A 24,006-nucleotide genomic window follows, 5' to 3' on the forward strand; every position below is an offset into this window, starting at 1 on the left:
AAAATATATTACATCCAGTACTTCTCATATTCCTCTTGAAAACTAAGTGTTTCCATAGAGTCCATCCTATCTATTAATAATGTCCCATTAAGATGATCAAGTTCATGTTGTGCTACAATAGCCGCAAAACCGTCTAATTCTTTTTGGAAAAACGTTCCATTATGATCGATCGCTTTTAATAAAATACGTTTATAACGTTTTAATTTCCCTCGTATATTAGGAATAGAAAGACATCCTTCCCAACTGTCTACAAGAGTTTTGTCTAGAATTTCTATTTCTGGATTAATAACAATGTATAACGGAAAGGGATTTTTATCTGGATAACGAGGATTCTCTACCATTTCCATAGTAAAGGCACGTTTTAGAATACCTACTTGAGGAGCTGCGATACCAGCTCCATTTTGAAAACGCATAGTCGCTACCATATCAGTAATAGTTTGTTGAAAAAGAGTTGTTTTTAACTCTTCTCCAACTGGAGCAGAAACTTTTCTTAATAGTGGATTTCCCATTTTTACAACGTCTAATACTGCCATGATTAATTAGTATATAATTTATAAATGAACAATACCATTAGGGGTATTGAGTGTAAGTCGCAATGAAATGATGTTGCTTTTTTCTATACGTAAATGATACGCTAGTTGGTCTAAAAAAGGGGATATGCTTTCTGGCTTAGGGTGTGTTGCATAAAGCTCTATAAGTGTACAATTCATATCTGGCAACATATCATGAGGATGCATTTCTGATGTAGACCAATCTAATATAAAAGGGATGAGCTCTACTTCAGGAGTTGCTAGAGGCATTAGTAATTCCCATTGTAGTAAAGCTCCAGTCACTGTATGACGAGATCCTTCCTTCTTTGTACCCATAGCAGAGTTGTATCTTTTTAAAATAGTGCTGTCTGAGATGAGGTCATTGGATTTTAATGCAAATCGAGTAACTTGATTTTTAGTCAATAGATCGATACCCATCCATCTGTCTTTGGGAACTTTTAGATTTGTTTCATCAATAGCAATGAATTCTAAATACACACCATCTTGTAGGTTTACAAGTGCGTTTTTTGTGCCTTCGGTAGTATGATACCCTCCAAAAATGGGAGAAATACCTGTTGCTTTTTCAAATACTTTAATGGCTTCATCAAGATTTGAAACAGCATATACAATGTGGTCAATTTTTCTTTTGATAACGCTATTTATTTTAATCACAAATTAAGATAGGTAATTCATGTAAAAAGAGACTGTCTAAAAAGTAAATTACTTGATCAGGTTAAACGCGAGGTTTTTGTGACACGATATATTACTTTTTAGACAGTCTCTTTTGTTCTTGTATAAAGGAAACTCAAATTTATGGTTTCTTTCCTACAGAGGCCTCTGTCTTGCCATCTTCTTTTTGTAATCTTCTTTGTATTTTTCTAATAGCAGATTCGATTGATTTTTCAGGCTCTATTACATTGTATTCACCCCAAAATTTTGGATCAGAAAAACCAGATGCTTCATCAGACATAATGATAGAAGAACTGAGTGTATTTTTTGAACTCCAATCTTGTGTGTTGTCAAATAACTCCCAGTCTGTTACTGCCATTTCACAGGTTAATGAATAGGTAGATTTAAATAATCTACGTCGTTTTTTTACTTCAAATGTGAGATTTGCTTTACTATATCCGTAATACCATTTTCCGTTTTTCTCACGGTAGTCTACAGTATATTCTATGTTTTTTGCTTTGATGCGTACGTTATCAGGCTTTCTTTTGACTAATAAATTAATCACTTCACTTTGATTAGAAAGGTTAAGACTAAAAGTAGCTTTAACAAGAGCTAAAGAATTTGTGTTAATGTAGAGTTTCCCGTTGTAAAGCGGATCAATAACATTATCTTTTTGCTTAAACTCTACAGTATAAACGGTAGCGCCATTTATTTCTGAAGATGGACCAAATTCAAAATCATAGCCTTCCATTGTATAAGATGTAAAGACATATTCTGGATACTTCATTAAATCTATGTATAGAGTGCTAAAGGGGCCTCCTTGTAGTTTTAATGCTATTGTATCTAATTTTGAATAATCTGTATTCTTCCTAGATTTTACAAGCTTTATAACATCTTGTTTTGCATCATCATAGGGTTGCTTATAAAGATTCAAAACAGCTTCGGCTAAGGATGCATTTTTATTTCTCTTTTTTATAGTCTCTCTATAAAAAGCGGTCATCAGTGTTTTGTCACCTAAGTAATTAGTACGTTTTTTTGCAAATACTTTATCTACAAGATCTCTAGCATTTTTGTAAGTAGTTATATTTACTTCGGTAAGCTCAATAGATGAAGTTTGTAAGGCAATATGTAGGTCATTTACATTGCTTTTTGAAACAGTAACTGTTTTTGGTTTAAATCCAAGAGCATCAACTTTTAAAGTAATAGTACCAGAGTTATTAATTTTTAATAAAAAAGCACCTTCAGTATTTGTAATTGTACTTGCGTTACTGTTTACTTCTTGGATAGATGCTGCGATAATAGGTTCTCCAGTAATGATATTGACAACGTTCCCATTAATCTCTATATAGGAATCATTTGTTTGTGCGAATGTATGCGTGGACATACTAAGGAAAATTAATAAAAGAGTAGCTGAAATTAATTTTCCTATTTTTTGTGGTAAAAAATAAGAAATTTTCATAAGAATATGTTTTTAGAAGGATAAGCTATAGCTTAGCTTATTCACATATAAGATACGATTTTTTAACCGTATTCCTATAGGCTACAGTAACGTATCGTCGGGAACATCATTTTTTTGTAGAACTTTAACATTTCCGGACTTTAAATCTTATGATTTAGCATAAAAAACTCCCTAGTAAGATATACTAGGGAGTCGTATTTTTTAAGAGATATCGTTATAGAGAATTGTAATATGTAATTACTTTTGCAAAGTCATTATCTCTTTTAATCTTTAACTTATTCGTTTTTATATAAGCTTCTACTTGGTCAGCTTTATCTCCCATAAGTTTGAGGACTTTAGATTTTTTAAGTTGAAACTTGTCAAAATTCTCACCTTGACTTACATAATAATCAAAACGTAATAAATACTTATCATTAGCAGCTCCACGTTGAGGGTTAGGATTCCCTTCTTTAATCTCTATACGGTAATCTTTATAAATAGTAAAATCTTTTGTTTCTGTAACTACTTCAAACACTCTGCTTTTTTGATGTTTAGGAGAGTATACGTTTTTAAATGTTTTGTTTTTAACAACAACCTTATTAAGGTTTCTAAAGTTGAAAGTAAAAACGGTATCTCTTCCTATTTTAGATTGAAAAGCATTACGTTGTGCATTAAAATTAAGATTGTCCAATCTCACTGTTGTTTCTTCAGAAGAAACTGTTGCGTTGTTAGACCAATCTTCATAAATATATACAGATCCATCAATAGGTTTTCTAGGGTTTCTAATAATAGATGACGATCCAAAAGCAGCTCTATTTGCTCCGAGATTTGTTAGGCCAATTAGGACGTTGTTGTTAGGATTTACACCTTCATTTTGACCAAACACTACAGGAGTACATAATAGTAGCGCAACGATTAGGGTTTTTAACATAATTCTTAGTTTTTTGAAGCGCAAAAATAAATAATTTTCACCTATAGGAAGGTAAACCCCGACACAAATTAACCTTAAAATTACGGTAAAAGCATAAAATTTAACATATCAAAGCCTTTGAAATGCTTTTGTAAGTATCACATTACGTAAAATGTAAAAATGAAAAACTGTGTTTTTAAAGAGGGATAAACGGAGTAAATTAACTTCGCACTTTTTGTTCCCAAGTCCATGCAGATGCAATGGCATCATCTAGAGAACTACTAGCTTTCCAACCTAAATCATCATTTGCTTTACTAGTATCTGCATAAGCTGCAATCACATCACCTTCTCGTTTATCTACAATTTTGTAATTAAGAGATTTGTTAGATGCTTTTTCAAAAGAAGTAATAACCTCTAGTACAGAACTCCCAACGCCAGTTCCTACATTAAACACCTCGTAATTTCCTTTGTTATTGTCAGTAAGTAAACGTTCTAGAGCTACTACATGCGCTTTGGCAAGGTCTACAACGTGTATATAATCACGTATAGCCGTTCCATCAGGAGTAGGATAGGTGTCTCCAAAAACAGATAATTGCTCTCTTAATCCAATAGCAGTTTGGGTAATAAAAGGGACAAGGTTTTGAGGAACACCTATGGGTAATTCTCCAATTTCTGCCGAAGGATGCGCTCCTATAGGATTAAAATAACGTAGTGATATGGCTTTGAGATGTGATGCTATTTTACAAGTGTCTCGTATAATCTCTTCCCCTATTTGTTTGGTATTCCCGTATGGAGATTCGGCCGGTTTTACAGGAGCATTTTCTGTAATTGGTAATTCATCAGCCTGTCCATATACAGTGCAAGAAGAACTAAATATAAAACTTGCTTCAGATTTCTTTTGTAATTCCTGAAGGATGTAAATTAATGTTGCAATATTATTCTCATAATAGAGTAGAGGCTCTTTAACGCTCTCACCTACAGCTTTAGAAGCAGCAAAATGAATGACTCCTGCAACATCGTGATGGCGTATAAAAAAGTCCTGAACGCTAGATTTTTCTCTTAGATCAAACTCTTCAAAAATAGGGGTAACGCCAGTGATATTTGTAATCCCTTGGAGTACTTCTTTTGATGAGTTAGAACAATTATCTATAATCACGACTTCGTGACCATTATTTTGCAATTCTACAACGGTATGTGATCCAATGAATCCTAGTCCTCCTGTAACTACTATTTTCATATATGTGACCGCATAAAACGGCTATCTTATTTTTAAATGAATATAATAAAACAACAAGATATTAATTTTTTATACGCTTTCGCGAAAGCGTACCACTTATATCTTAAAATATAAGGTATGTACTTAATACTAATAATGTGATAAGTGCTCCTACAATATAGGCATACTTCCAAGGCGTTGTATCTATAACTTCTGTTGTTGTAGGTACATAAACGTTTGTTTTGGGTTTCAGCATTCCTATAACAAGCATAATAATAATATTAATTACAAATAGAATTCCCATGACATGAAGGAAATGCGGGAAGGCTTCTGCTTTAATAATGGCTAGTTGAGCAGCATCTGTTATTCCATTTACATCTGCATCAGCTAATGCAGTTTCTTGAAACTGTTTTCTTAGATACATGCTTATTAAATACATAATAACACCAGCAATCATTACTATTTTTGCACCAATAGCGGGTACTTTCTTTGTTAAGATTCCAATCACAACTACGGCTAGAATAGGAACACTTAAACTACCTAATGCTTGTTGGATATAATCAAATAAACCATCTGGCGCATTTGCAATAAATGGTGCGATTGTCATAGAAATAACCGCTATTAAAAGGCCAAATAATTTTCCTGCTTTTACGGCTTGATGTTCAGAAGCATCTTTTTTGAAAAACTTTTTATAAAGATCAAACCCAAAAAGAGTTGCACTACTATTTAATAAACTATTAAAGGAACTTAACACTGCTCCAAAAAGTACAGCTGCAAAGAAACCTAATAAGGCTGGAGGAAGCACTTCCTTAACCAATTGTGGATATGCTTGATCTGCAGAACTTAGGTCTCCGCTAAACACATGCCAAGCAATGATACCTGGAAGTACAACAATAACTGGAATGAGAAATTTTACAAAGGCGGCAAGCATCATCCCTTTTTGACCTTCTCTTAAGCTTTTGGCTCCAAAAACGCGTTGTAATATCGATTGATTGGTTCCCCAATAATACATCTGGGCAATCATCATTCCTGTAAAAATAGTTCCAGCTGGGATTGATGAGGTAGCATCTCCTGTGACATCAAATTTATCTTGATTTTCTGTCCATAATGTATTAATACCATCCATCATACTTCCATCACCGATTAGTTTTAATCCAAAATAGGGGATTAATAATCCACCTACTAATAACCCGATGGCATTTATAAGATCTGATACTGCGACGGCTTTAAGACCTCCATAAATGGCATATATAATTCCTATTAAACCAATACTCCAAACACATAACCATATAACAGCACCTTCAGACATTCCTAATAGTGTAGGTAAATCAAACATGGTACTAAAGGCTAATGATCCAGAATATAGTATCGTAGGTAATAGTACAATACTAAATGCAATTAAAAATAATACAGAGAGTATTGCTTTTGTATTTTCATCAAAACGACCTTCTATAAACTCGGGAATGGTTGTAATTCCCTTTTTCATATACTTTGGGAGTAGGAATATAGCAGTTATTACCATTGCAATAGCGGCAAGTGTCTCCCAAGCCATTACTAGAATTCCTTCTGAAAATGCTTGTCCATTGAGACCTACAATTTGCTCGGCAGATAAGTTGGTAAGTAATAAAGAACCTGCAATTGTAATTGCACCAAGACTTCTACCTCCGAGGTAATATCCATCTGCAGATTTTTCGTCTGTTCCTCTTGTTTTCCACCAGGCATAACCTGCTACTAATAGTGTAAATCCAATAAATGAAATGATTCCCATGGGTCGTTTAGTTTAAAGTATTGCAGTGAAAATATGAAATTTCGTTGAATATCGGGTTGCTTTTTAAGTACGCTTTCGCGAAAGCGTACACATTTTAATTTACTATAACGTTATAGTTGTTTTCAAGTTAGGCTTCGATTTCTTTTTCATAATAATGGGAGGCATCTTTTAGTAAAATATCTAGCCATTGATTCTCATCTTCTACACGTGCTTCGTCCCATCCTAAATACTTTACCAAATCTTCTTGAACGAGTTTCCTGTATCTATGAACACTGTGTATATCAAAATATAGCCTTCCTGTTCTTCTTACAAAAAAGTCTGCAAGAGAATTTGTCATCTCATGGTGTACACTATACCATAATTCAGCACGTATTAAACGTTCATCTATAGATTCATTTAAAAAGTAATCTACTTTATGAATAATATCATCGGCTTGTTTGCCATATGTTGTGGCAAGGTACTCACTGTAGTTAGGGTCTTTAATGCCAAGCGTTTTAAGCGTGTAATCAATTTCTTTTTGATATGTGATTACTGCTTTTATATCATTTAATGGACAAGAAGTAAGAGGAATGCGTTCTGTGTGAGATTTTAATATATGTGCTTTTTTCTTTTCAGAAATATTCTTTAATACGGTATCAATCACGCGTTGCGCCATTTTTCGATATCCAGTAAGTTTTCCTCCCGCAATAGATACAAGCCCCGTTTTTGAAATAAAAATCTCATCTTTTCTGGATAATTCAGAAGGGTCTTTTCCATCTTCGTGAATTAATGGACGCAATCCAGCCCAATTAGATTCAATATCTTCTATGGAAAGACGTACGCTTGGAAACATATTATTTACAGCGTTTAGTAAGTAATGAGCATCTTCTGTAGTGGCTACAACACGGTTTAAATTTCCGTTATAGTTTGTGTCGGTTGTTCCTACATAGGTTGATCTTCCTCTAGGAATAGCAAAAATCATACGTCCATCTGGGACATCAAAATAAATAGGTTGTGTTAAAGGGAAACGCTCTCTTGAAAATACAATATGTACTCCTTTTGTTAAATGCAAATATTTATTGTCTTTGGAGTGATCTTTTTCTCTTAATAGATCTACCCAAGGCCCAGCAGCAGATACATAATTATGCGCTTTTAGTTTAAAACTATTCTTTGCATTGTAGTCATAGCAGTATAAACTTTTGATTTTTTTGTTTTCATCATAATTAAAAGACTTCATCTCACAGTAATTAATAATACAAGCACCATACGATGCTGCTTTTTTAAGAAGTTCTATGGTGAGTCTTGCATCATCTGTCCGATATTCTGCATAATAACCACCGCCCACAAGATGTTCTTTGTCTAATAAAGGTTCTTTGCTAGCTGTTTCTTCTGCGGTAAGCATTTTCCGTTTGTCTTCATCTTCGACGTTTGCAAGAAAGTCATACACTTTTAAACCTATAGCTGTCATCATTTTTCCGTAGGTTCCGCCTTCGATAAGTGGGAGTAACATTTTCTCAGGAACGACTAGATGTGGTGCGAGTTTATGTACTGTAGCACGCTCACTACCTGATTCTTTTACAAGTGCAATTTCCATTTGTTTTAGATAGCGTAGCCCTCCATGAATAAGCTTTGTAGATTTATTACTGGTTCCTGATGCAAAGTCATTTTTTTCTATAAGGCATACTTTCATACCTCTAGAAGATGCATCTAGTGCAATGCCAGCTCCTGTAACACCGCCACCGATAACAATGAGGTCAAATTTTTCTTTTTTTGCTCTTTGTAATTGTGCCTGTCTGTCTAAAATAGAAAAACGTATGGGACCTTCTTCTCTGACAGAAAGCATATTTTGGTTTGAAGACTTTGTGCGTGCTACTGCATGTTTCCATCCAGTATACTTTTTTGAGCGTTCATATTCTGTAATTTCAGGCACAAATAATGTATCTACTTCTCGTAGTTTTGAAATATCTTTTTTATTCCATATTCCAGCTTGTATTCCAGCTAGAAAAGCAGCTCCTAGTGCTGTTACTTCAAGCATTTTAGGTCGATCTACTTCTACATTAAGAATATCCGATTGGAATTGCATAAGATAGTTGTTTGCTGTAGCTCCTCCGTCTACTTTAAGGGCTTTCATTTGTTTGCCACTATCTTCTACCATAGCTTCTAGTACATCTCTAGTTTGATATGCTAGAGCGTCTACAGTGGCTTTGATGATTTCATTTTTACCAGCATCTAGCGTAAGACCATAAATGGCTCCTTTTGCTTTCATATCCCAATACGGAGCTCCTAAACCTGCAAATGCAGGGACTACATATAAATCATCTGGAGATGTGGTAGTTGTACATATAGCTTCTGTGTCTTTTGCTTGTTGTATTACTTGTAATTTATCTCGTAACCATTGTATAGATGCTCCTGCGACAAAAACACTTCCTTCTAATGCATATTTTACTGGATCTGAAGGGAGGCTTGCGCATAGTGTGGTTAATAATCCATTTTTAGAGTGATATGGTTTTTTACCAGTATTCATGAGCATGAAACATCCTGTCCCGTAGGTGTTTTTTGCCATTCCAGATTTATAACCTCCTTGACCAAATAGAGATGCTTGCTGATCACCTGCAACTCCATAAATTGGGATTTGGTGTCCTTCATAGGTAAGACTTCCAAAGTTAGAAGAAGAATGCTGTACTGTAGGAAGCATAATTTCTGGTATTTGTAAAGCAGTCAGCATTGTCTGATCCCATGCTACGTTTAAAATATTATAAAGCAAAGTACGTGATGCATTAGAGTGATCTGTAAGATGATTCTTGCCTTGGGTGAATTTCCAAATGAGCCAACTGTCAATAGTTCCAAAAAGGAGCTCTCCTTTTTCTGCACGTTTTTGGGCTCCTTTTACATGATCAAGAATCCATCGTATTTTGGTTCCTGAAAAATAAGAGTCTATAACAAGTCCAGTATTCTTTGCAACGTATTCCTCAAGTCCTTGTGCTTTTAAGTTTTCACATATTCCAGTAGTACGTTTATCTAACCATACAATAGCATTGTGGATAGGTTTTCCTGTTGTTTTGTCCCATACTACCGTGGTTTCTCGCTGATTTGTGATGCCAATTCCTGCAATTTGATCTATAGTGATGCTAGTTTTTTTTATAACTTCCTTAAAGGTCTCTTGTTGATGTTCAAAGATCTCAATTGGATCATGCTCTACCCATCCAGATTGAGGGTAATGTTGTGTGAGTTCTTTCTGCGCTATTGCGCAGATCTCTCCTTTTCTATTAAATATAATGGCACGTGTGCTTGTTGTTCCTTGGTCAAATGCAATGATGTATTCTTTACTCATAGTTGCTGGGTGCAAATCCTTCTGCATTAAAGGTAAGTATTCTTAGAATGTTTTTTGAGTTGTATTCATATACTAAGATGAACTTATTTTTTATTCATTTTGATGTCATCACAAAATAACGTTCTTAGTTTGATTATATTTACCGATGAGAATGGGTCATTAACTCAGTTGGTTTAGAGTGTTACCTCGACAAGGTAGAAGTCACTGGTTCGAATCCAGTATGACCCACAAAAAAATCTTCAAAATTTTAATTTTGAAGATTTTTTTTTAAAACGATCATTTTAAATAAGATCTAGTACTCGTTCCATAGCCATACCACGTGATCCTTTAATGAGAATAGTTGTATCGGGTGGAATTTGTTGTATATACGCTTTCGCGAAAGCGGTATACGTTTCAAAAACTTCTTGCGTTGTGTTTTCGGGTTTTGATACCCCAAATGTGGGTCCTACTGCAAAAACTGTATTTACGTTAAGTGCATTTGCGAGTTTGAGAATAGCTTGATGTTCTGTTTTTGTGGTTTCTCCTACTTCAAACATATCTCCTAGAAATGCTATTTTATTTTTTGAAGCTTGCTTGCTTAGGTTATTTAATGCAGCTTCCATACTAGTTGGATTTGCATTATAAGCATCTAGAATGATGGTGACCGTATCTTTCTGAATAATCTGTGATCGATTATTTGCTGAAGTATAATTTTCTATCCCGTTTTTAATTTTCTGATCATTTACATTAAAATATGTTCCTATTGCAATTGCAGCAGCAATGTTTAGTGCATTGTATGCTCCTGTTAATTGACTATGAATGATAAGGTCATTATAGGTCATACTGACAAAAGGAGAAGCTTCCTTAAAAGTGATGCAGTAATCTGCATCAGTAGGAGCAAAGCTCTTGATTTGTAATCCAGATGATTGTTTTACTTGTATAGTATCTTCCTTATTTATAAATGCAAGACTATTTGTACTTTTAAGATATTGGTATAATTCACTTTTTCCCCGTATAACTCCTTCGATACCTCCAAAACCTTCTAAATGCGCTTTTCCAAAATTTGTAATATACCCATAGTTAGGTTTTGCTATTTTACATAGAGCGGCAATTTCTCCTTGATGATTTGCACCCATTTCAACAATTCCTATTTCTGTTTCTTTGGTCATTGAGAGCAATGTAAGCGGAACTCCAATATGGTTGTTGAGGTTTCCTAGAGTTGCTGTGGTATTATATTTTTGAGATACTACAGCATAGATAAGTTCTTTTGTCGTTGTCTTTCCATTACTTCCTGTGAGTCCAATAATAGGGATGTTTAGAAAAATCCTGTGGTATGCAGCAAGTTCTTGTAATATTTGTAATACATCATTAACAAGAATTGTATTGTCAATATCATTTTGAGTCTCGTCTACAATTGCATAAGAAGCTCCTTGTTCTAAGGCAGCCTTTGCAAATAGATTTCCATTAAAATTTTCTCCTTTTAAGGCGAAGTATAGTTGTCCTTTTTTAAGTTTTCGGGTATCTGTACAAACACCTGTACTTTCTAAAAAATAGCGATGTAATTGTTCTATTTTCATAAATAATGGTATTAAAAAAGCCCTACAAGAGGGCTTTTTTAAATATAATAGTAGGCTAGGATTATCTAGCTCTTTTTCCGCTTTTTGATTTTGAACCTACACGTGACATAGCACATCTAAATCCAATATCATCTGTTGCCATTCCTTGAGGTAAGAAACGACGTTGTGCTGGATCTAACCAATATGCTCTGTCTCTCCAAGATCCTCCTTTGTAAACTCTAACTTCATCATTGATCAGTGTTGTACGAGTATTTGAATCATCAAATTCACGATTTAATTTACCATCACTATCACTAGTTACACTGTGCTTTGGAGCATCATACATTACTTTTCCTGCATTCTCTTCTGGATCTTCATCATCATCAAATGATTCAAAGTATCGAGTAGATCTTCTATCTCCATCTCTAAAGTTACGGTTGTCACTTGTAGAGAATTGAGTACGTAAGTATGTCTCATCTTCATCTACAGGAACTTGTAATATTTCTCCTGGTAAGTCTCTAGCAACAATTTTTCCGTTTGCAAGTGTATCAAACACAATAGAATCTACTGTTACAACTCTTACTTTACCTTCTTCGTCTATTGCATTTTTAGTATATACATTCCCTCTGTAGTAGTTAAAGTCATTAAACTCGTCATCTACTATAGGGCGATATACATCGGCAACCCACTCAGAAACATTACCAGCCATATCGTATAAACCAAAATCATTAGGTTCATAAGATTGAACAGCAGCAGTAATATCTGCATTATCGTCAGACCATCCTGCAATTCCTCCGTAATCTCCATCTGCTTGCTTAAAGTTTGCTAAATGGTCACCACGAGTACGACGAGATGATGATCTTGTATAAGATCCATTCCAAGGATATTTTTTACGTCCTCTATATACATTGTAACTTCTTAATTCAGAAAGTCCTAATGCAGCATATTCCCACTCTGCTTCTGTTGGGAGTCTATATTTTGGTAAAAGGATACCATCTTTACGTTGTACAAATATATCAAGACTGTCATTTCTTTTCATTCTAGACTGACTAGCTTTACCACCTCTTGTAAGACTATCACTTCCTCCATAAGTTAATGTAGGAGAATTTAAATATGTCTCTGTGTCAAAAGTAGAAGATGCGTCTACATCAAAGCGAGCTCCACGAGCCGTAAATCCTTGTTTTTCTAGAATTAACTCATTTGCTCTGTTTGATCTCCAATCAGAAAACTCTACAGCTTGAAGCCAGCTTACACCAACAACAGGGTAGTTTTGAAATGCTGGATGACGTAAATAGTTTTCTGTCATTGTTTCGTTAAAACCTAAGCGATTTCTCCAAACTAATGTATCAGGTAATGCACCTGTATAGATATTGCGATAATTTTCGTCTGTAGGAGGGAAAACTTTCTTTAACCAATCTAAGTATTCTGCATACATATTATTGGTAACTTCAGTTTCGTCCATATAAAATGATTGAACGTGCTGTTGATTTGGAGAGTTATTCCAATCATGCATAACGTCATCTTGAACTTTACCCATAGTAAAAGTTCCACCTTCTACAAATACTAGTCCAGGTCCTGTAGCTTGTTCGGTATAGTTCGTGTTAGCTTTGTAGCCTCCGTCTTTACCGTCAACTTTCCATCCAGTTCCTCGAGAACTGTCTTTGTAGTTATTTGATTTACTACAGCTCGTAACTGCCAGGGAAACAGTAGCTATAGCAAAAATTTTTAGAGCAAGATTTAATTTCATCGGTTTTTGCTTAAGTAGATTTGGGATCGCAATATAATAATTAACGTTAATATGACAACATTAATTTGTTAAAAGCGCACATCAAATTTTTATTTTAGTGGTTTTAGTCAACTCATTAGTAACGTCGGTATTTATTCTTTATTATTGTAATTAAAAAAAAATAATCAATTATCTTCCTTTTTTGATACTATTGATTGGCATTTATCGTTACGATATATGATGAAAATATTCTCCTCTGTACTTATATTCTTAATTTGTTCTCTTGGGATGGCTCAAGAAACACGTTTGTCCTTAGATTGGAAAGAAATCACAAAGAAAAGTAGTGGTCAACTATACAATCCATCACTTCTTACACAAAACGATGATGGTGTATGGGAGTATACTCTTCAATGGTCAATAAATCAGTACGTCCCAGAATCATCTGTTCGTATAGAAAATATCGTTTATGAACCTATCCCTTCTTCAGAATTATCTAAACTAGATAAGAAAAGTATAACGTCAGAGTTATTTTATTCATTAAAGACGGGACAAGCTAGAAGTTCTTATTATGCGATTTTAAATGTAGCGCCTTTCGTTTTGGAAAACGGACAGTATAAACGTTTAAAAAGTGCTGTTGTTAAGTACGCTTTCGCGAAAGCGCCTAACAATAGATCCTCATTGGCAATTACAAACTCTGTATTGGCTAGTGGTGATTACTATAAATTTTACGTAGAAGAAACAGGAGTACATCAACTCACACGTAATTTTATCCAAAGCATGGGATTGTCCCTAGATGGGGTAGATCCACAAACTATTAAAGTATATGGACTGGGAGGTTCGCCATTACCATTACGTAATAGTGATAATGGTGCAGAAGTATTTGATTTACGAGAGATCCCTATTCAGGTTGTGGGAGGTGAGGATGGTACTTTTAATGGAAATGATCATGTCCTCTTTTTTGGAGAAAGCTCAAGGAAATTTCATGAAGAATTAGATACCAATATAAATCCATATTCGGATCGTTCTTATTATTATATCACAGCTGGAGGTAATGAAGGTCTTAGGGTACAACCTATGGTTCAACCTGGTGCTGCAGCAACGACCACATTTACTACCTTTGATGATTATCAATTTCATGAAGAAGATTTAGAAAGCCTTGTTCTTGTAGGACGTAGATGGTTTGGAGAGGCTTTTAATGTAGAGAATGAGCAAAGTTTTGAATTTACATTTCCAAATGTTGTTACAAATCAAGCGGCTAACTTGCGAGTTCTTTTGGGAGCAATTTCAGAGTCACAGACAACCTTTGATATTTCTATAAATGGAGCATCTTTAGGAACTGCTATATTACTACCTATAAATAATATTGCTCTAGCTACCGGAAGACAGTTTGCCATAGAAGTTCCTATTACAAGCCCAGATGTAACAGTAACTATAACATATAATAATAATGGGAACCCTTCTAGTATAGGGTATCTAGATTTTATAAGCCTTGATGTTCCTCGATCTCTTACGGGGACTGGAGAACAAATTAATTTTAGGAATAATGAATCTGCAACCCTTAGCGGATTAGGAGAGTATGTGTTTGGAAATGCAAATGAGTATACACAGATTTGGGATGTGACAGATCAAACGTCTATCACGACTACTGTTAATGAAGGAAATCAAGGAACAGTAAGTTTTAAAACTCCTTTAGGAACATTACGTCAGTTTGTAGCTGTAACACCATCAGATTATTTTGCTCCTTTTAGAGAGAGTAATAATACCAGAGTAGCTAATCAAGATTTAAAAGGGACTATTTTTCAAAATGCGAATGGTGATTTTGAAGATATAGATTACTTAATGATCACAGGAGATGCGTTGAGAACCCAGGCAGAACGACTTGCGCAACATAATAGATCTTTTAGAGGACTTAATGTAAAAGTAGTTACACTTGATGAGATTTATGAAGAATTTGGAGGTGGAAGTCAAGATATAGGAGCGATACGTAATTTTGTGAAGTATGTATATGATAACGCTTCGTCAGAAGCCAATAGACTTCAGTTTTTATGCATGTTTGGAGATGCTTCTGTAGATTATAAAGACAGACTTCCAGGGAATAATAATATCATGCCTACTTTTCAGACATTTCAAAGTTTTAGTTTAGCTTTTTCATTTATGTCTGATGACTTCTTTGGATTTATGGATCCAGATGAAGGACGTGTTATAGGTTCTGATAAACTAGATATTGCTGTAGGTAGAATTTTGGCAGATACACCATCTCTTGCACAAACCGTAGTTGATAAAATCATAAATTATGATGCGAGAGAATCGTATGGTCGCTGGCGTAATAACTTTGTATTGATTTCTGATGATGTAGATGAAGCATTTGAATTTAATGACCTTCAAGGTACATTGGACGTTTTGGGAGATGAAATTGAAAATCAACGTCCATCTGTAAATGTGACAAAAATACACAGTGATGCTTTTCAACAAGAATCATCTGCAGGAGGAGATCGATATCCTCAAGTAAATGAGACTATTTCAAATTCATTGGAGATAGGATCATTAGTTGTCACCTATTTAGGTCATGGAGGAGAAGAGTTGCTGGCATCAGAAACAATTATTACACAAAATGAGATAGATGACTTAGCAAATGACGAACGATTACCGTTGCTTATTACGGTTACTTGTGAATTTACAAAATTTGATAATCCTTTACGACCTACAGGAGGAGAAGGATTTATCTGGAGTGAAGATGGAGGTGTCGTTGGAATGGTAGCTACAACTCGAGAAATTTTTGTAAGCTTAGGTGTTACCTTTAATGAAATACTTGCAGAAGAGATTTTTGGGTTTGATGGGCGAGAGATTGTAAGTGTAGGAGAAAATGTACGTATTTCTAAGAATATACTAAACGATCCGTTACGTAGGGTGGTATTTTTTCTAGGAGATCCAGCTATGAAACTTGCATTTCCAAAACCAGATATACGTCTTACGGCTATAAATGATATACCTGTAGGACCAGATCTCCCTACATTAAGAGCATTGGATCGTGTGAAGGTAAATGGAATTGTGACAAGTGAGTTAGGGCAATTACTTTCTAATTATACGGGAACACTTGCTGTAACTTTATATGATAAAGATGTAAACAGACAAACATTAGGTAATGATGGAGTAGAGATAGGAGGTGAGTTAGCAATACTTGATTTCAAAACATTAGGAGCTATCTTATATAGAGGACAAGCCTCTGTTGTAAATGGACAATTTGAGTTTGAATTTGTAATGCCTCGAGATACAGCGATTCCTTTTGGAAATGGACGTATGAATTTTTATTCAGAGAGATTAGGGATTTTAGAAGATCAAGCTGGTGTTAATCGTGATATTATTATTGGAGGGCTTAATGAAGATGCACCACCAGATAATTTAGGACCGCGTATTCGTTTATTTATGAATGATGAAAGTTTTGTGAATGGAGGAATTACAGATGATTCTCCTATAATATTGGCAAAATTAGAAGATGAAAATGGTATAAACACTGCAGGAGGAATTGGTCATGATATCCTTGCGATATTAGATGGAGATGAGACAAATCCTTTAGTGATGAATGATTTTTATGAGACAGAGGTCGATGATTTTACAAGAGGAACAGCTAGTAGGAGACTTAGAGATTTAGAAGAAGGATTACATACTCTAACCTTTATAGCTTGGGATGTATATAATAATTCATCTAGAGCAGAATTACAATTTGTAGTAGTAGGAGATGAGGAATTACAATTGGAAAATGTTCTTAATTACCCAAATCCTTTTGTTAATTACACAGAATTTTGGTTTAATCATAACCGTGCATTTGAGCCTTTGGATGTTCAAGTTCAAATATTTACGGTGAGTGGGAAGGTAGTTAAAACTATTAACCAAACAGTAGTGACAGAAGGCTTTCTTTCTAGAGATATTGTGTGGGATGGACTGGACGATTTTGGGGAAGCAATAGGAAAAGGAGTGTATGTATATAAGATAACCGTTAAATCAACGTTAACTAACAAGCGAGTAGAAAAGTTTGAAAAGCTTGTCATTCTATAAAATAGAAATCTATAAAAAGTCTATATTTGTTTAAATTTGAAATTTTTATGAAGAAACTGATGATGCTGTGCTTAGGAGCATGTTTAGCTTTTAGTGCAACAGTACAAGCCCAAGACGAGCCTAATACAATTACAACGGCTGTCCCATTTTTAGTTATTGCTGCAGATGCACGTTCTGCAGGACTTGGAGAACAAGGTGTAGCTACGAGTCCAGATGTTTATGCAGTACAATGGAATCCCGCAAAACTGGCATTCTTAGACAGGAAACATAATGTAGGAGTAAATTATACCCCTTATTTAGGAAATCTTGTGAATGATATAGCCATATTACAAGCAGCATATGCAAATCGTTTAAACGAAAAAAGTGCTTTTGGTGTGAGTCTGCGTTATTTTAGTTTAGGAACTATTACGACCACTACAGGACCTAATGATCCGGGGTTAGATATACGTCCAAATGAATTTACAATTGATGGAACCTATGCTCTTAAATTGAGCGAGCGTATCTCAATGGCAGTTTCTGGAAGATACTTACGAAGTGATTTAAGAATCCAACAATTAGATCCTGATGCTTCTGCAGCAAGTTCTTTTGGAGTTGATGTCTCAGCATATTATCAATCTGAGGAGATTACCTATAATAGCTTTGACGGTCGTTGGAGAGGAGGAATTAATATTTCTAATATAGGTCCAGAAGTTTCTTATAGTGATGCAGACAATGACGATGATTTTATTCCTACAAACTTACGAGTAGGAGCAGGATTTGATTTTATCTTAGATGGCTATAATAAAATATTTCTAGGATTAGAATTTAATAAGTTACTAGTACCTACGCCTCCAATAAGAGATGCAGATGGTAATATTATAGCTGGTGAAGATGATAATGTAAATTTCTTTTCAGGAATTTTCCAATCATTTGGAGATGCTCCTGATGGATTTAGTGAAGAAATTAAAGAATTTACTTGGTCTCTTGGAGCTGAGTATGTGTATGATAATGTATTTTCTTTACGTGCTGGATACTTTAATGAAAGTGATATTAAAGGAGCTCGTAAATTTGCAACTTTAGGAGCAGGATTTGAATTTAATGCTATTGATATAGATTTATCATACTTATTTTCAACAGGTTCTGTGCGTAGTCCACTAGAAAACACCTTACGTTTTGGACTTACATTCCACTTTGGAGACGAATTTGACGAGTACTAGAAATACCATTTGCGTCTATACGCAAAATTATATATGAAAAAAATTAAGATTGAATCGTTTTTGGAAGTATACTCATCTATGGATGAACTTCCAAAAACGATTTTTTCGTTAATGCAAGAAGCAATTCTTGCTAGAGATACTGCATATGCTCCATACTCAGATTTTTATGTTGGGGCAGCCATCTTATTAGATAATGGCATCGTTGTTAGAGGAAGTAATCAAGAAAATGCGGCATATCCTTCAGGATTATGTGCAGAACGTACAGCTATTTACTATGCTTCGGCACAATATCCTAATGTTACTTTTAAAGCAATAGCGATAAGTGCAAGAGCAAAAGAAAAAGCAACAGTACAACCCATTCCACCATGCGGATCGTGTAGACAAGCCATCGCTGAGTATGAAATTAGACAAGATGCACCCATTCCGATATATTTTATGGGAGATCAAGGAGAAGTTTGGAAAAGCGATTCTTTAGAAAACTTGCTTCCACTGCTTTTTACCTCTAAGTATTTGTAACTCTTAAGAGTAAATACTTGATGAGTTGTGTTGGTACGCTTTCGCGAAAGCGTATAATTTATCAAAGAAATCATATTACTACCTCGTTTTCGTAACTTTTAATTGAAACCCTTTTTGCGGTATCTATCTAATACCTTATTTTTGTTATTAGCTTTTTAGTAAAGCTAATTTTATACTCGTTATAGATGAAGGAAATCACCAAAGAAACGTATCTTAATTGGTACGAAGAAATGCTCTTCTGGCGTAAGTTTGAAGATAAGCTCGCTCAAGTATATATCCAGCAAAAAGTAAGAGGGTTTTTACACCTTTATAATGGTCAAGAGGCTATCCTTGCAGGATCGTTACACGCTATGGATTTAAGTAAAGATAAAATGATTACTGCATACCGTAATCACGTACAGCCTATAGGCATGGGAGTAGATCCTAAACGTGTGATGGCAGAGCTGTATGGAAAAGCAACAGGGACTTCTCAAGGATTAGGAGGATCTATGCATATCTTTTCTAAAGAAAAAGGATTCTATGGAGGTCATGGTATTGTAGGAGGTCAGATTCCTCTAGGTGCTGGAATGGCTTTTGGAGATAAATACCACAAACGTGAAGCAGTGACTTTATGTTTCTTTGGAGATGGAGCAGCACGTCAAGGGTCTTTACATGAGACTTTTAATATGGCTATGAACTGGAAATTGCCTGTTGTTTTCTGTGTAGAAAATAACGGATATGCAATGGGAACTTCTGTGGCTCGTACTGCAAATCATGAAGATATATGGAAATTAGGACTTGGATATGAAATGCCTTGTGGTCCTGTAGATGCTATGAATCCAGTAGCTGTAGCTGAAGCGATGGATGAAGCTATAGATCGCGCACGTCGTGGTGATGGTCCTACATTTTTAGAGCTGAAAACATATCGTTATAGAGGACACTCTATGAGTGATGCACAGCATTATAGAACAAAAGACGAAGTAGCAGAATACCAAAAAATAGATCCTATTAAGCAAGTAAAAGATATTCTTTTGGAAAAAGAGTACGCTACAGAAGATGAAATTAAGGTAATGGATAAACGAGTGAAAGAACGCGTTGCTGAATGTGAAAAATTTGCAGAAGAAAGTCCATATCCAGATAAGAATGTGATGTACGACATTGTATACGATCAAGAAGACTACCCATTTTTACCTCATAAATTATAAGCTATGGCACAAGTAATAAATATGCCGCGACTTAGCGACACTATGGAAGAAGGAACAGTTGCAACTTGGTTAAAACAAGTTGGTGACGTCATCTCTGAAGGAGATATTCTCGCTGAAATAGAAACTGATAAAGCGACAATGGAGTTTGAATCTTTTTATGATGGAACATTACTTCATATTGGTATTCAAGAAGGAGAGACAGCGCTAGTTGATAAATTATTGGCTATTATAGGAGAAGAAGGAGAAGATATCTCGGGATTACTTAATGGAGAAACAGTTGCTGAGGTTCCTGTAGAAGCACCAAAAGAAGCGACTTTAGATAAAGGAACAACTCCTGATGTCACAGAAATTGTAGAAGATACTACAACAACGACAATTCCTGATGGAGTAGTGGTTGTAACAATGCCTCGTCTGTCAGATACGATGGAAGAGGGTACAGTTGCTTCTTGGCTTAAAGGGATAGGAGATGAAATTTCTGAAGGAGATATCCTTGCAGAAATTGAAACAGATAAAGCAACAATGGAATTTGAATCCTTTAATGAAGGTACATTATTGCATATAGGACTGGAAGAAGGAGCGACAGCAAAAGTAGATGAACTTCTTGCAGTAATAGGACCTAAAGGAACTGATGTTTCTGCTGTTGTTGCAAATTATAAAGTAGGAGGAGCAGCTACTACTGAAACACCTAAAAAAGAAGAAGCGCCTAAAACAACTACGCCGGTAGCAACTCCTGTAAAAGAAGAGTCAAAAGCAGTAGCAAAATCTACTTCTAGTGGAGGACGTGTTTTTGCTTCACCACTAGCAAAGAAAATTGCAGAAGAAAAAGGGATCAACCTATCACAGGTAAAAGGTTCTGGTGAGAATGGACGTATTGTAAAAGCAGATGTCGAGAACTTTACACCAAGTGCTGTAGCAGCTGGAGGAGCAAATGTTGCACAATTTGTTGCTACAGGAGAAGAAAGTTCTGAAGAAATACCAAACTCACAAATGCGCAAAGCAATTGCGAGAGCACTTTCAAACTCTAAGTTTTCTGCACCACATTACTACCTGAATGTAGAGTTTGATATGGAGAATGCAATTGCATTTAGAAAACAGTTTAATCAATTGCCTGATGTAAAAGTATCATATAATGATATAATTGTAAAAGCAACAGCAATCGCATTAAAGAAGCATCCACAAGTAAATTCACAATGGTTTGATGATAAGATGAAGTTAAATCATCACGTGCATATTGGTGTTGCCGTAGCAGTGCCAGATGGACTTGTAGTACCAGTGGTTAATTTTGCAAATGAAAAATCATTACCACAAATTAATGCTGAGGTAAAAGAATTAGCAGGAAAGGCACGTAATAAAAAGCTGACTTTAGATGAGATGCAAGGGAGTACATTTACTATTTCAAATCTTGGAATGTTTGGAATTACAGACTTTACATCTATTATAAATCAACCTAACTCTGCCATTTTATCTGTAGGGGCTATTGTAGAAAAACCTGTTGTAAAAGATGGTCGTGTAGTACCAGGAAATACAATGAAGTTAACGATGGCTTGTGATCACCGTACGGTAGACGGTGCTACAGGAGCACAGTTCATGCAAACATTAAAATTATATATAGAAAACCCAGTATTAATGCTGGCATAATAATATTTAGTATACTTTTATAAAACAAAAACCCATCCTTAAGATGGGTTTTTTTATCTTTAAACCTATGAGAAAAATAGTTCTATGTTTTGGGTTTGCATTTACCCTTATTTCTTGCGGTTCTGCATTACAGCCTGTAAATGAGTCTAACGTGCCACCGACCCCTCCAGCAGTTCCAAAAACTCCTAAGCCTGATCCTAAAGTAGATCAAGTAACCATGGTGTTACCAGATATTAAAAAGATGACTTCTGTGCAAAAAACAGTTGAGTTTCTTGCATCTGATGAATTGCAGGGAAGAGATACTGGAAGTCTTGGAATAGAAATAGCAGCACAGTTTATAGAAACACGTTTTAAAAATGTGGGAGTACAACCTTATTTTGAAACATATAGAAATAACTTTGATGCCAAAGGGAAACCAGCATTTAATATCGTAGGTAAAGTAGAAGGTAATGACCCTAAACTTAAAAATGAGATTATCATTATTGGAGCTCATTATGATCATATAGGAAAGGGAAGACCAGTAGGTGACGATACCATTGCAAATGGAGCAAATGATAATGCAGCTGGAACTACAGCAGTGCTTGCTCTTGCAGACTATTTCGCGAAAGCGAAATCAAATAAACGTACTATTATATTTACACTTTATTCTGCAGAAGAAAAAGGACTTCTAGGTTCAAAACATCTTGCAAAGAGTTTTAAGAAAAAGAACATTACTCCATATGTGATGTTTAATATAGAAATGATAGGAGTACCTATGGTAGGTAAAGATCACTTGGTGTATATTTCTGGATACGATCTTTCAAATATGCCTGCAAAATTTAATGAGTATGCAGGAGAAAAAGTAATTGGATTCTTGCCAAAAGCAAAAGAATTTAATCTCTTTAGACGTAGTGATAACTATCCTTTTTATCAAGAGTTTGGAATACCTGCACATACAATTTCTTCGTTTGATTTTACAAATTTTGACCATTATCACGGTGTTGGAGACGAGGCAGATAAGATGGATTTTTCATTTATGGAGACAGTGATACAAAAAATAATTCCTGGCTTAGAACGTATGGCAAATACCCCTAGTCAAGAAATAAAAATGAACGAAATTAAAAATTAATGAAGCGTATTATAGTAACAGGTACGAGTAGAGGAATAGGGTATGAACTTGTTCAAATACTTGCAAATCAAGGACATCAAGTTCTTGCGCTTTCGCGAAATGAAACTCCTTGTAAAAGTTTACAAAAACAGAATATTACAGCCTTTTCTTTTGATATTACCAAAGCATCGCATTTTCAAAAAGTAATCGATTTTATAGAAAGTGATTGGGAAGGAGTAGATGTATTAATTAATAATGCAGGTGCTTTATTAAATAAACCATTTGCTCAAACGACCATGGAAGAATTTGAAGCAGTCTATAAAGTAAATGTCTTTGGTGTTGCAGAGCTTACACGTGTCGTATTACCGTATATGTCATCAGGATCTCATGTCGTAACTGTAAGTAGTATGGGTGGAGTCCAGGGAAGTATGAAATTTCCAGGACTTGCAGCATATAGCTCTAGTAAAGGAGCCGTTATTACTTGGAGTGAACTCCTAGCAGAAGAATATAAAGAGCAGCATATTGCTTTTAATGTAGTTGCTTTAGGAGCTGTGCAAACAGAGATGCTTGAAGAAGCCTTTCCAGGATATCAAGCTCCATTAACTGCTGAAGAAATGGCAGAATACTTAGCCGATTTCTCCTTGACTGGAAATAAATTTTACAATGGTAAATTATTGCAAGTCTCTGCAAGTACGCCCTAATAAAAATGAGTATATATTGAAAGACACAGTTATTATCTTAGGAAGTTCTCGATCAGATGGAGACACTGCAAAAGCAGTTTTTAAAATGCAAGATATTACAGGTTGTGATTATATCGACCTGAATGATTACGATATAAGTTACTATGATTATGAACACGAAAACAAGATAGATGATTTCCTTCCTTTAATGAAGAGAGTGATTCAGGACTATCAAAATATCATTGTAGCAACTCCCGTGTATTGGTATACCATGAGCGGAATTCTAAAAGTATTTTTTGATAGAGTTTCTGATCTTTTAACTATAGAGAAAGATTTAGGAAGACAGTTACGAGGAAAAGGATTTGGCGTTATAAGTTGTTGTATTAATTCTGGTGTTGATAAGGAGTTTTGGCATCCATTTGAAAAAACATCTGGATATTTAGGAATGCCATACTTGGGAAATGTACATATAAATTCTCTTGAAAATGATGCTTTATTTACAGGATTTATAAAGGAAATTGAAGCTAAAGAATAATACTGTTTATTACAA

General features: G+C 35.0%; 17 protein-coding genes and 1 tRNA gene. 9 read left to right on the forward strand and 9 right to left on the reverse strand.

Translation table 11 applies throughout. The features are described from left to right. Positions 1 to 8: 8 nt before the first annotated feature. The 7 genes from def to glpK form a co-directional block, all read right to left on the reverse strand. A complete protein-coding gene (def, locus tag ABJD27_RS15940) occupies positions 9 to 533 on the reverse strand; it encodes a peptide deformylase (protein WP_348165876.1) in 525 nt (174 codons plus the stop codon). An 18-nt stretch (positions 534 to 551) separates the two neighbouring features. Continuing rightward, on the reverse strand, positions 552 to 1,202 hold the full coding sequence (locus ABJD27_RS15945; protein ID WP_348165878.1) for a VOC family protein: 651 nt from the start codon (positions 1,200 to 1,202) through the stop codon (positions 552 to 554). Positions 1,203 to 1,341: 139 nt separating this feature from the next. Further along, positions 1,342 to 2,583 carry a carboxypeptidase-like regulatory domain-containing protein gene (locus tag ABJD27_RS15950; protein ID WP_348165880.1) on the reverse strand — a complete coding sequence of 414 codons (1,242 nt, stop codon included), beginning with the start codon at positions 2,581 to 2,583 and terminating at the stop codon, positions 1,342 to 1,344. A gap of 289 nt (positions 2,584 to 2,872) precedes the next feature. After that, positions 2,873 to 3,568, reverse strand: a complete 696-nt coding sequence (locus tag ABJD27_RS15955) for a hypothetical protein (protein ID WP_348165883.1) — start codon at positions 3,566 to 3,568, stop codon at positions 2,873 to 2,875. 199 nt (positions 3,569 to 3,767) lie between these two features. Continuing rightward, positions 3,768 to 4,784 carry a UDP-glucose 4-epimerase GalE gene (gene galE, locus ABJD27_RS15960; RefSeq protein ID WP_348165885.1) on the reverse strand — a complete coding sequence of 339 codons (1,017 nt, stop codon included), beginning with the start codon at positions 4,782 to 4,784 and terminating at the stop codon, positions 3,768 to 3,770. Between the two features lie 103 nt (positions 4,785 to 4,887). Continuing rightward, complete coding sequence (locus ABJD27_RS15965; RefSeq protein WP_348165888.1) at positions 4,888 to 6,531, reverse strand: solute:sodium symporter family transporter; 1,644 nt, start codon at positions 6,529 to 6,531, stop codon at positions 4,888 to 4,890. A 127-nt stretch (positions 6,532 to 6,658) separates the two neighbouring features. Next, entirely contained in the window at positions 6,659 to 9,841 is a 3,183-nt protein-coding gene (glpK, locus tag ABJD27_RS15970) for a glycerol kinase GlpK (RefSeq protein ID WP_348166245.1), read from the reverse strand. Between the two features lie 153 nt (positions 9,842 to 9,994). On the opposite strand from glpK, the gene ABJD27_RS15975 reads away from it, so the two are divergent. Continuing rightward, positions 9,995 to 10,069: transfer RNA gene (locus ABJD27_RS15975), tRNA-Val, on the forward strand. A 53-nt stretch (positions 10,070 to 10,122) separates the two neighbouring features. Here the strand turns inward: ABJD27_RS15975 and murF are convergent. Next, positions 10,123 to 11,397, reverse strand: coding sequence for a UDP-N-acetylmuramoyl-tripeptide--D-alanyl-D-alanine ligase (gene murF, locus ABJD27_RS15980; protein ID WP_348165891.1), 1,275 nt, complete (start codon positions 11,395 to 11,397; stop codon positions 10,123 to 10,125). 61 nt (positions 11,398 to 11,458) lie between these two features. Further along, positions 11,459 to 13,123 carry a gliding motility lipoprotein GldJ gene (gene gldJ, locus ABJD27_RS15985; protein ID WP_348165894.1) on the reverse strand — a complete coding sequence of 555 codons (1,665 nt, stop codon included), beginning with the start codon at positions 13,121 to 13,123 and terminating at the stop codon, positions 11,459 to 11,461. 216 nt (positions 13,124 to 13,339) lie between these two features. Between gldJ and porU the strand changes: the two genes are divergently transcribed. From porU to ABJD27_RS16025, 8 genes are all read left to right on the forward strand, one after another. Then, positions 13,340 to 17,155, forward strand: a complete 3,816-nt coding sequence (gene porU / locus ABJD27_RS15990) for a type IX secretion system sortase PorU (protein WP_348165897.1) — start codon at positions 13,340 to 13,342, stop codon at positions 17,153 to 17,155. A 47-nt stretch (positions 17,156 to 17,202) separates the two neighbouring features. After that, positions 17,203 to 18,351 carry a type IX secretion system outer membrane channel protein PorV gene (porV, locus tag ABJD27_RS15995; RefSeq protein WP_348165900.1) on the forward strand — a complete coding sequence of 383 codons (1,149 nt, stop codon included), beginning with the start codon at positions 17,203 to 17,205 and terminating at the stop codon, positions 18,349 to 18,351. 33 nt (positions 18,352 to 18,384) lie between these two features. Further along, positions 18,385 to 18,867: a cytidine deaminase gene (locus ABJD27_RS16000; RefSeq protein ID WP_348165903.1), complete on the forward strand. Its 483-nt coding sequence runs from the start codon at positions 18,385 to 18,387 to the stop codon at positions 18,865 to 18,867. Between the two features lie 185 nt (positions 18,868 to 19,052). Beyond that, the gene (gene pdhA / locus ABJD27_RS16005; protein ID WP_348165906.1) at positions 19,053 to 20,051 is read left to right on the forward strand and encodes a pyruvate dehydrogenase (acetyl-transferring) E1 component subunit alpha; all 999 of its coding nucleotides are present in this window, start codon (positions 19,053 to 19,055) and stop codon (positions 20,049 to 20,051) included. Positions 20,052 to 20,054: 3 nt separating this feature from the next. Next, positions 20,055 to 21,689, forward strand: a complete 1,635-nt coding sequence (locus tag ABJD27_RS16010; RefSeq protein WP_348165909.1) for a pyruvate dehydrogenase complex dihydrolipoamide acetyltransferase — start codon at positions 20,055 to 20,057, stop codon at positions 21,687 to 21,689. Positions 21,690 to 21,756: 67 nt separating this feature from the next. After that, the gene (locus tag ABJD27_RS16015; protein ID WP_348165912.1) at positions 21,757 to 22,797 is read left to right on the forward strand and encodes a M28 family peptidase; all 1,041 of its coding nucleotides are present in this window, start codon (positions 21,757 to 21,759) and stop codon (positions 22,795 to 22,797) included. Next, positions 22,797 to 23,477, forward strand: a complete 681-nt coding sequence (locus tag ABJD27_RS16020; protein ID WP_348165915.1) for an SDR family oxidoreductase — start codon at positions 22,797 to 22,799, stop codon at positions 23,475 to 23,477. Before ABJD27_RS16015 ends, ABJD27_RS16020 begins: the two co-directional genes overlap by 1 nt. 16 nt (positions 23,478 to 23,493) lie before the next feature. Beyond that, entirely contained in the window at positions 23,494 to 23,991 is a 498-nt protein-coding gene (locus ABJD27_RS16025) for an NAD(P)H-dependent oxidoreductase (RefSeq protein ID WP_348165917.1), read from the forward strand. Positions 23,992 to 24,006: the final 15 nt, after the last annotated feature.

The sequence above is a fragment of the Dokdonia sp. genome (genome assembly GCF_039945015.1).
GTDB lineage: Bacteria > Bacteroidota > Bacteroidia > Flavobacteriales > Flavobacteriaceae > Dokdonia.

Coding starts and splice junctions, on each gene's coding strand:
- ABJD27_RS15950 (WP_348165880.1), bottom strand. CDS start 2,583: ATGTCCACGCATACATTCGCACAAACAAATGATTCCTATATAGAGATT.
- galE (WP_348165885.1), bottom strand. CDS start 4,784: ATGAAAATAGTAGTTACAGGAGGACTAGGATTCATTGGATCACATACC.
- ABJD27_RS15965 (WP_348165888.1), bottom strand. CDS start 6,531: ATGGGAATCATTTCATTTATTGGATTTACACTATTAGTAGCAGGTTAT.
- murF (WP_348165891.1), bottom strand. CDS start 11,397: ATGAAAATAGAACAATTACATCGCTATTTTTTAGAAAGTACAGGTGTT.
- ABJD27_RS16015 (WP_348165912.1), top strand. CDS start 21,757: ATGAGAAAAATAGTTCTATGTTTTGGGTTTGCATTTACCCTTATTTCT.
- ABJD27_RS16020 (WP_348165915.1), top strand. CDS start 22,797: ATGAAGCGTATTATAGTAACAGGTACGAGTAGAGGAATAGGGTATGAA.
- porU (WP_348165897.1), top strand. CDS start 13,340: ATGATGAAAATATTCTCCTCTGTACTTATATTCTTAATTTGTTCTCTT.
- def (WP_348165876.1), bottom strand. CDS start 533: ATGGCAGTATTAGACGTTGTAAAAATGGGAAATCCACTATTAAGAAAA.
- glpK (WP_348166245.1), bottom strand. CDS start 9,841: ATGAGTAAAGAATACATCATTGCATTTGACCAAGGAACAACAAGCACA.
- gldJ (WP_348165894.1), bottom strand. CDS start 13,123: ATGAAATTAAATCTTGCTCTAAAAATTTTTGCTATAGCTACTGTTTCC.
- ABJD27_RS16010 (WP_348165909.1), top strand. CDS start 20,055: ATGGCACAAGTAATAAATATGCCGCGACTTAGCGACACTATGGAAGAA.
- porV (WP_348165900.1), top strand. CDS start 17,203: ATGAAGAAACTGATGATGCTGTGCTTAGGAGCATGTTTAGCTTTTAGT.
- ABJD27_RS15955 (WP_348165883.1), bottom strand. CDS start 3,568: ATGTTAAAAACCCTAATCGTTGCGCTACTATTATGTACTCCTGTAGTG.
- ABJD27_RS16000 (WP_348165903.1), top strand. CDS start 18,385: ATGAAAAAAATTAAGATTGAATCGTTTTTGGAAGTATACTCATCTATG.
- pdhA (WP_348165906.1), top strand. CDS start 19,053: ATGAAGGAAATCACCAAAGAAACGTATCTTAATTGGTACGAAGAAATG.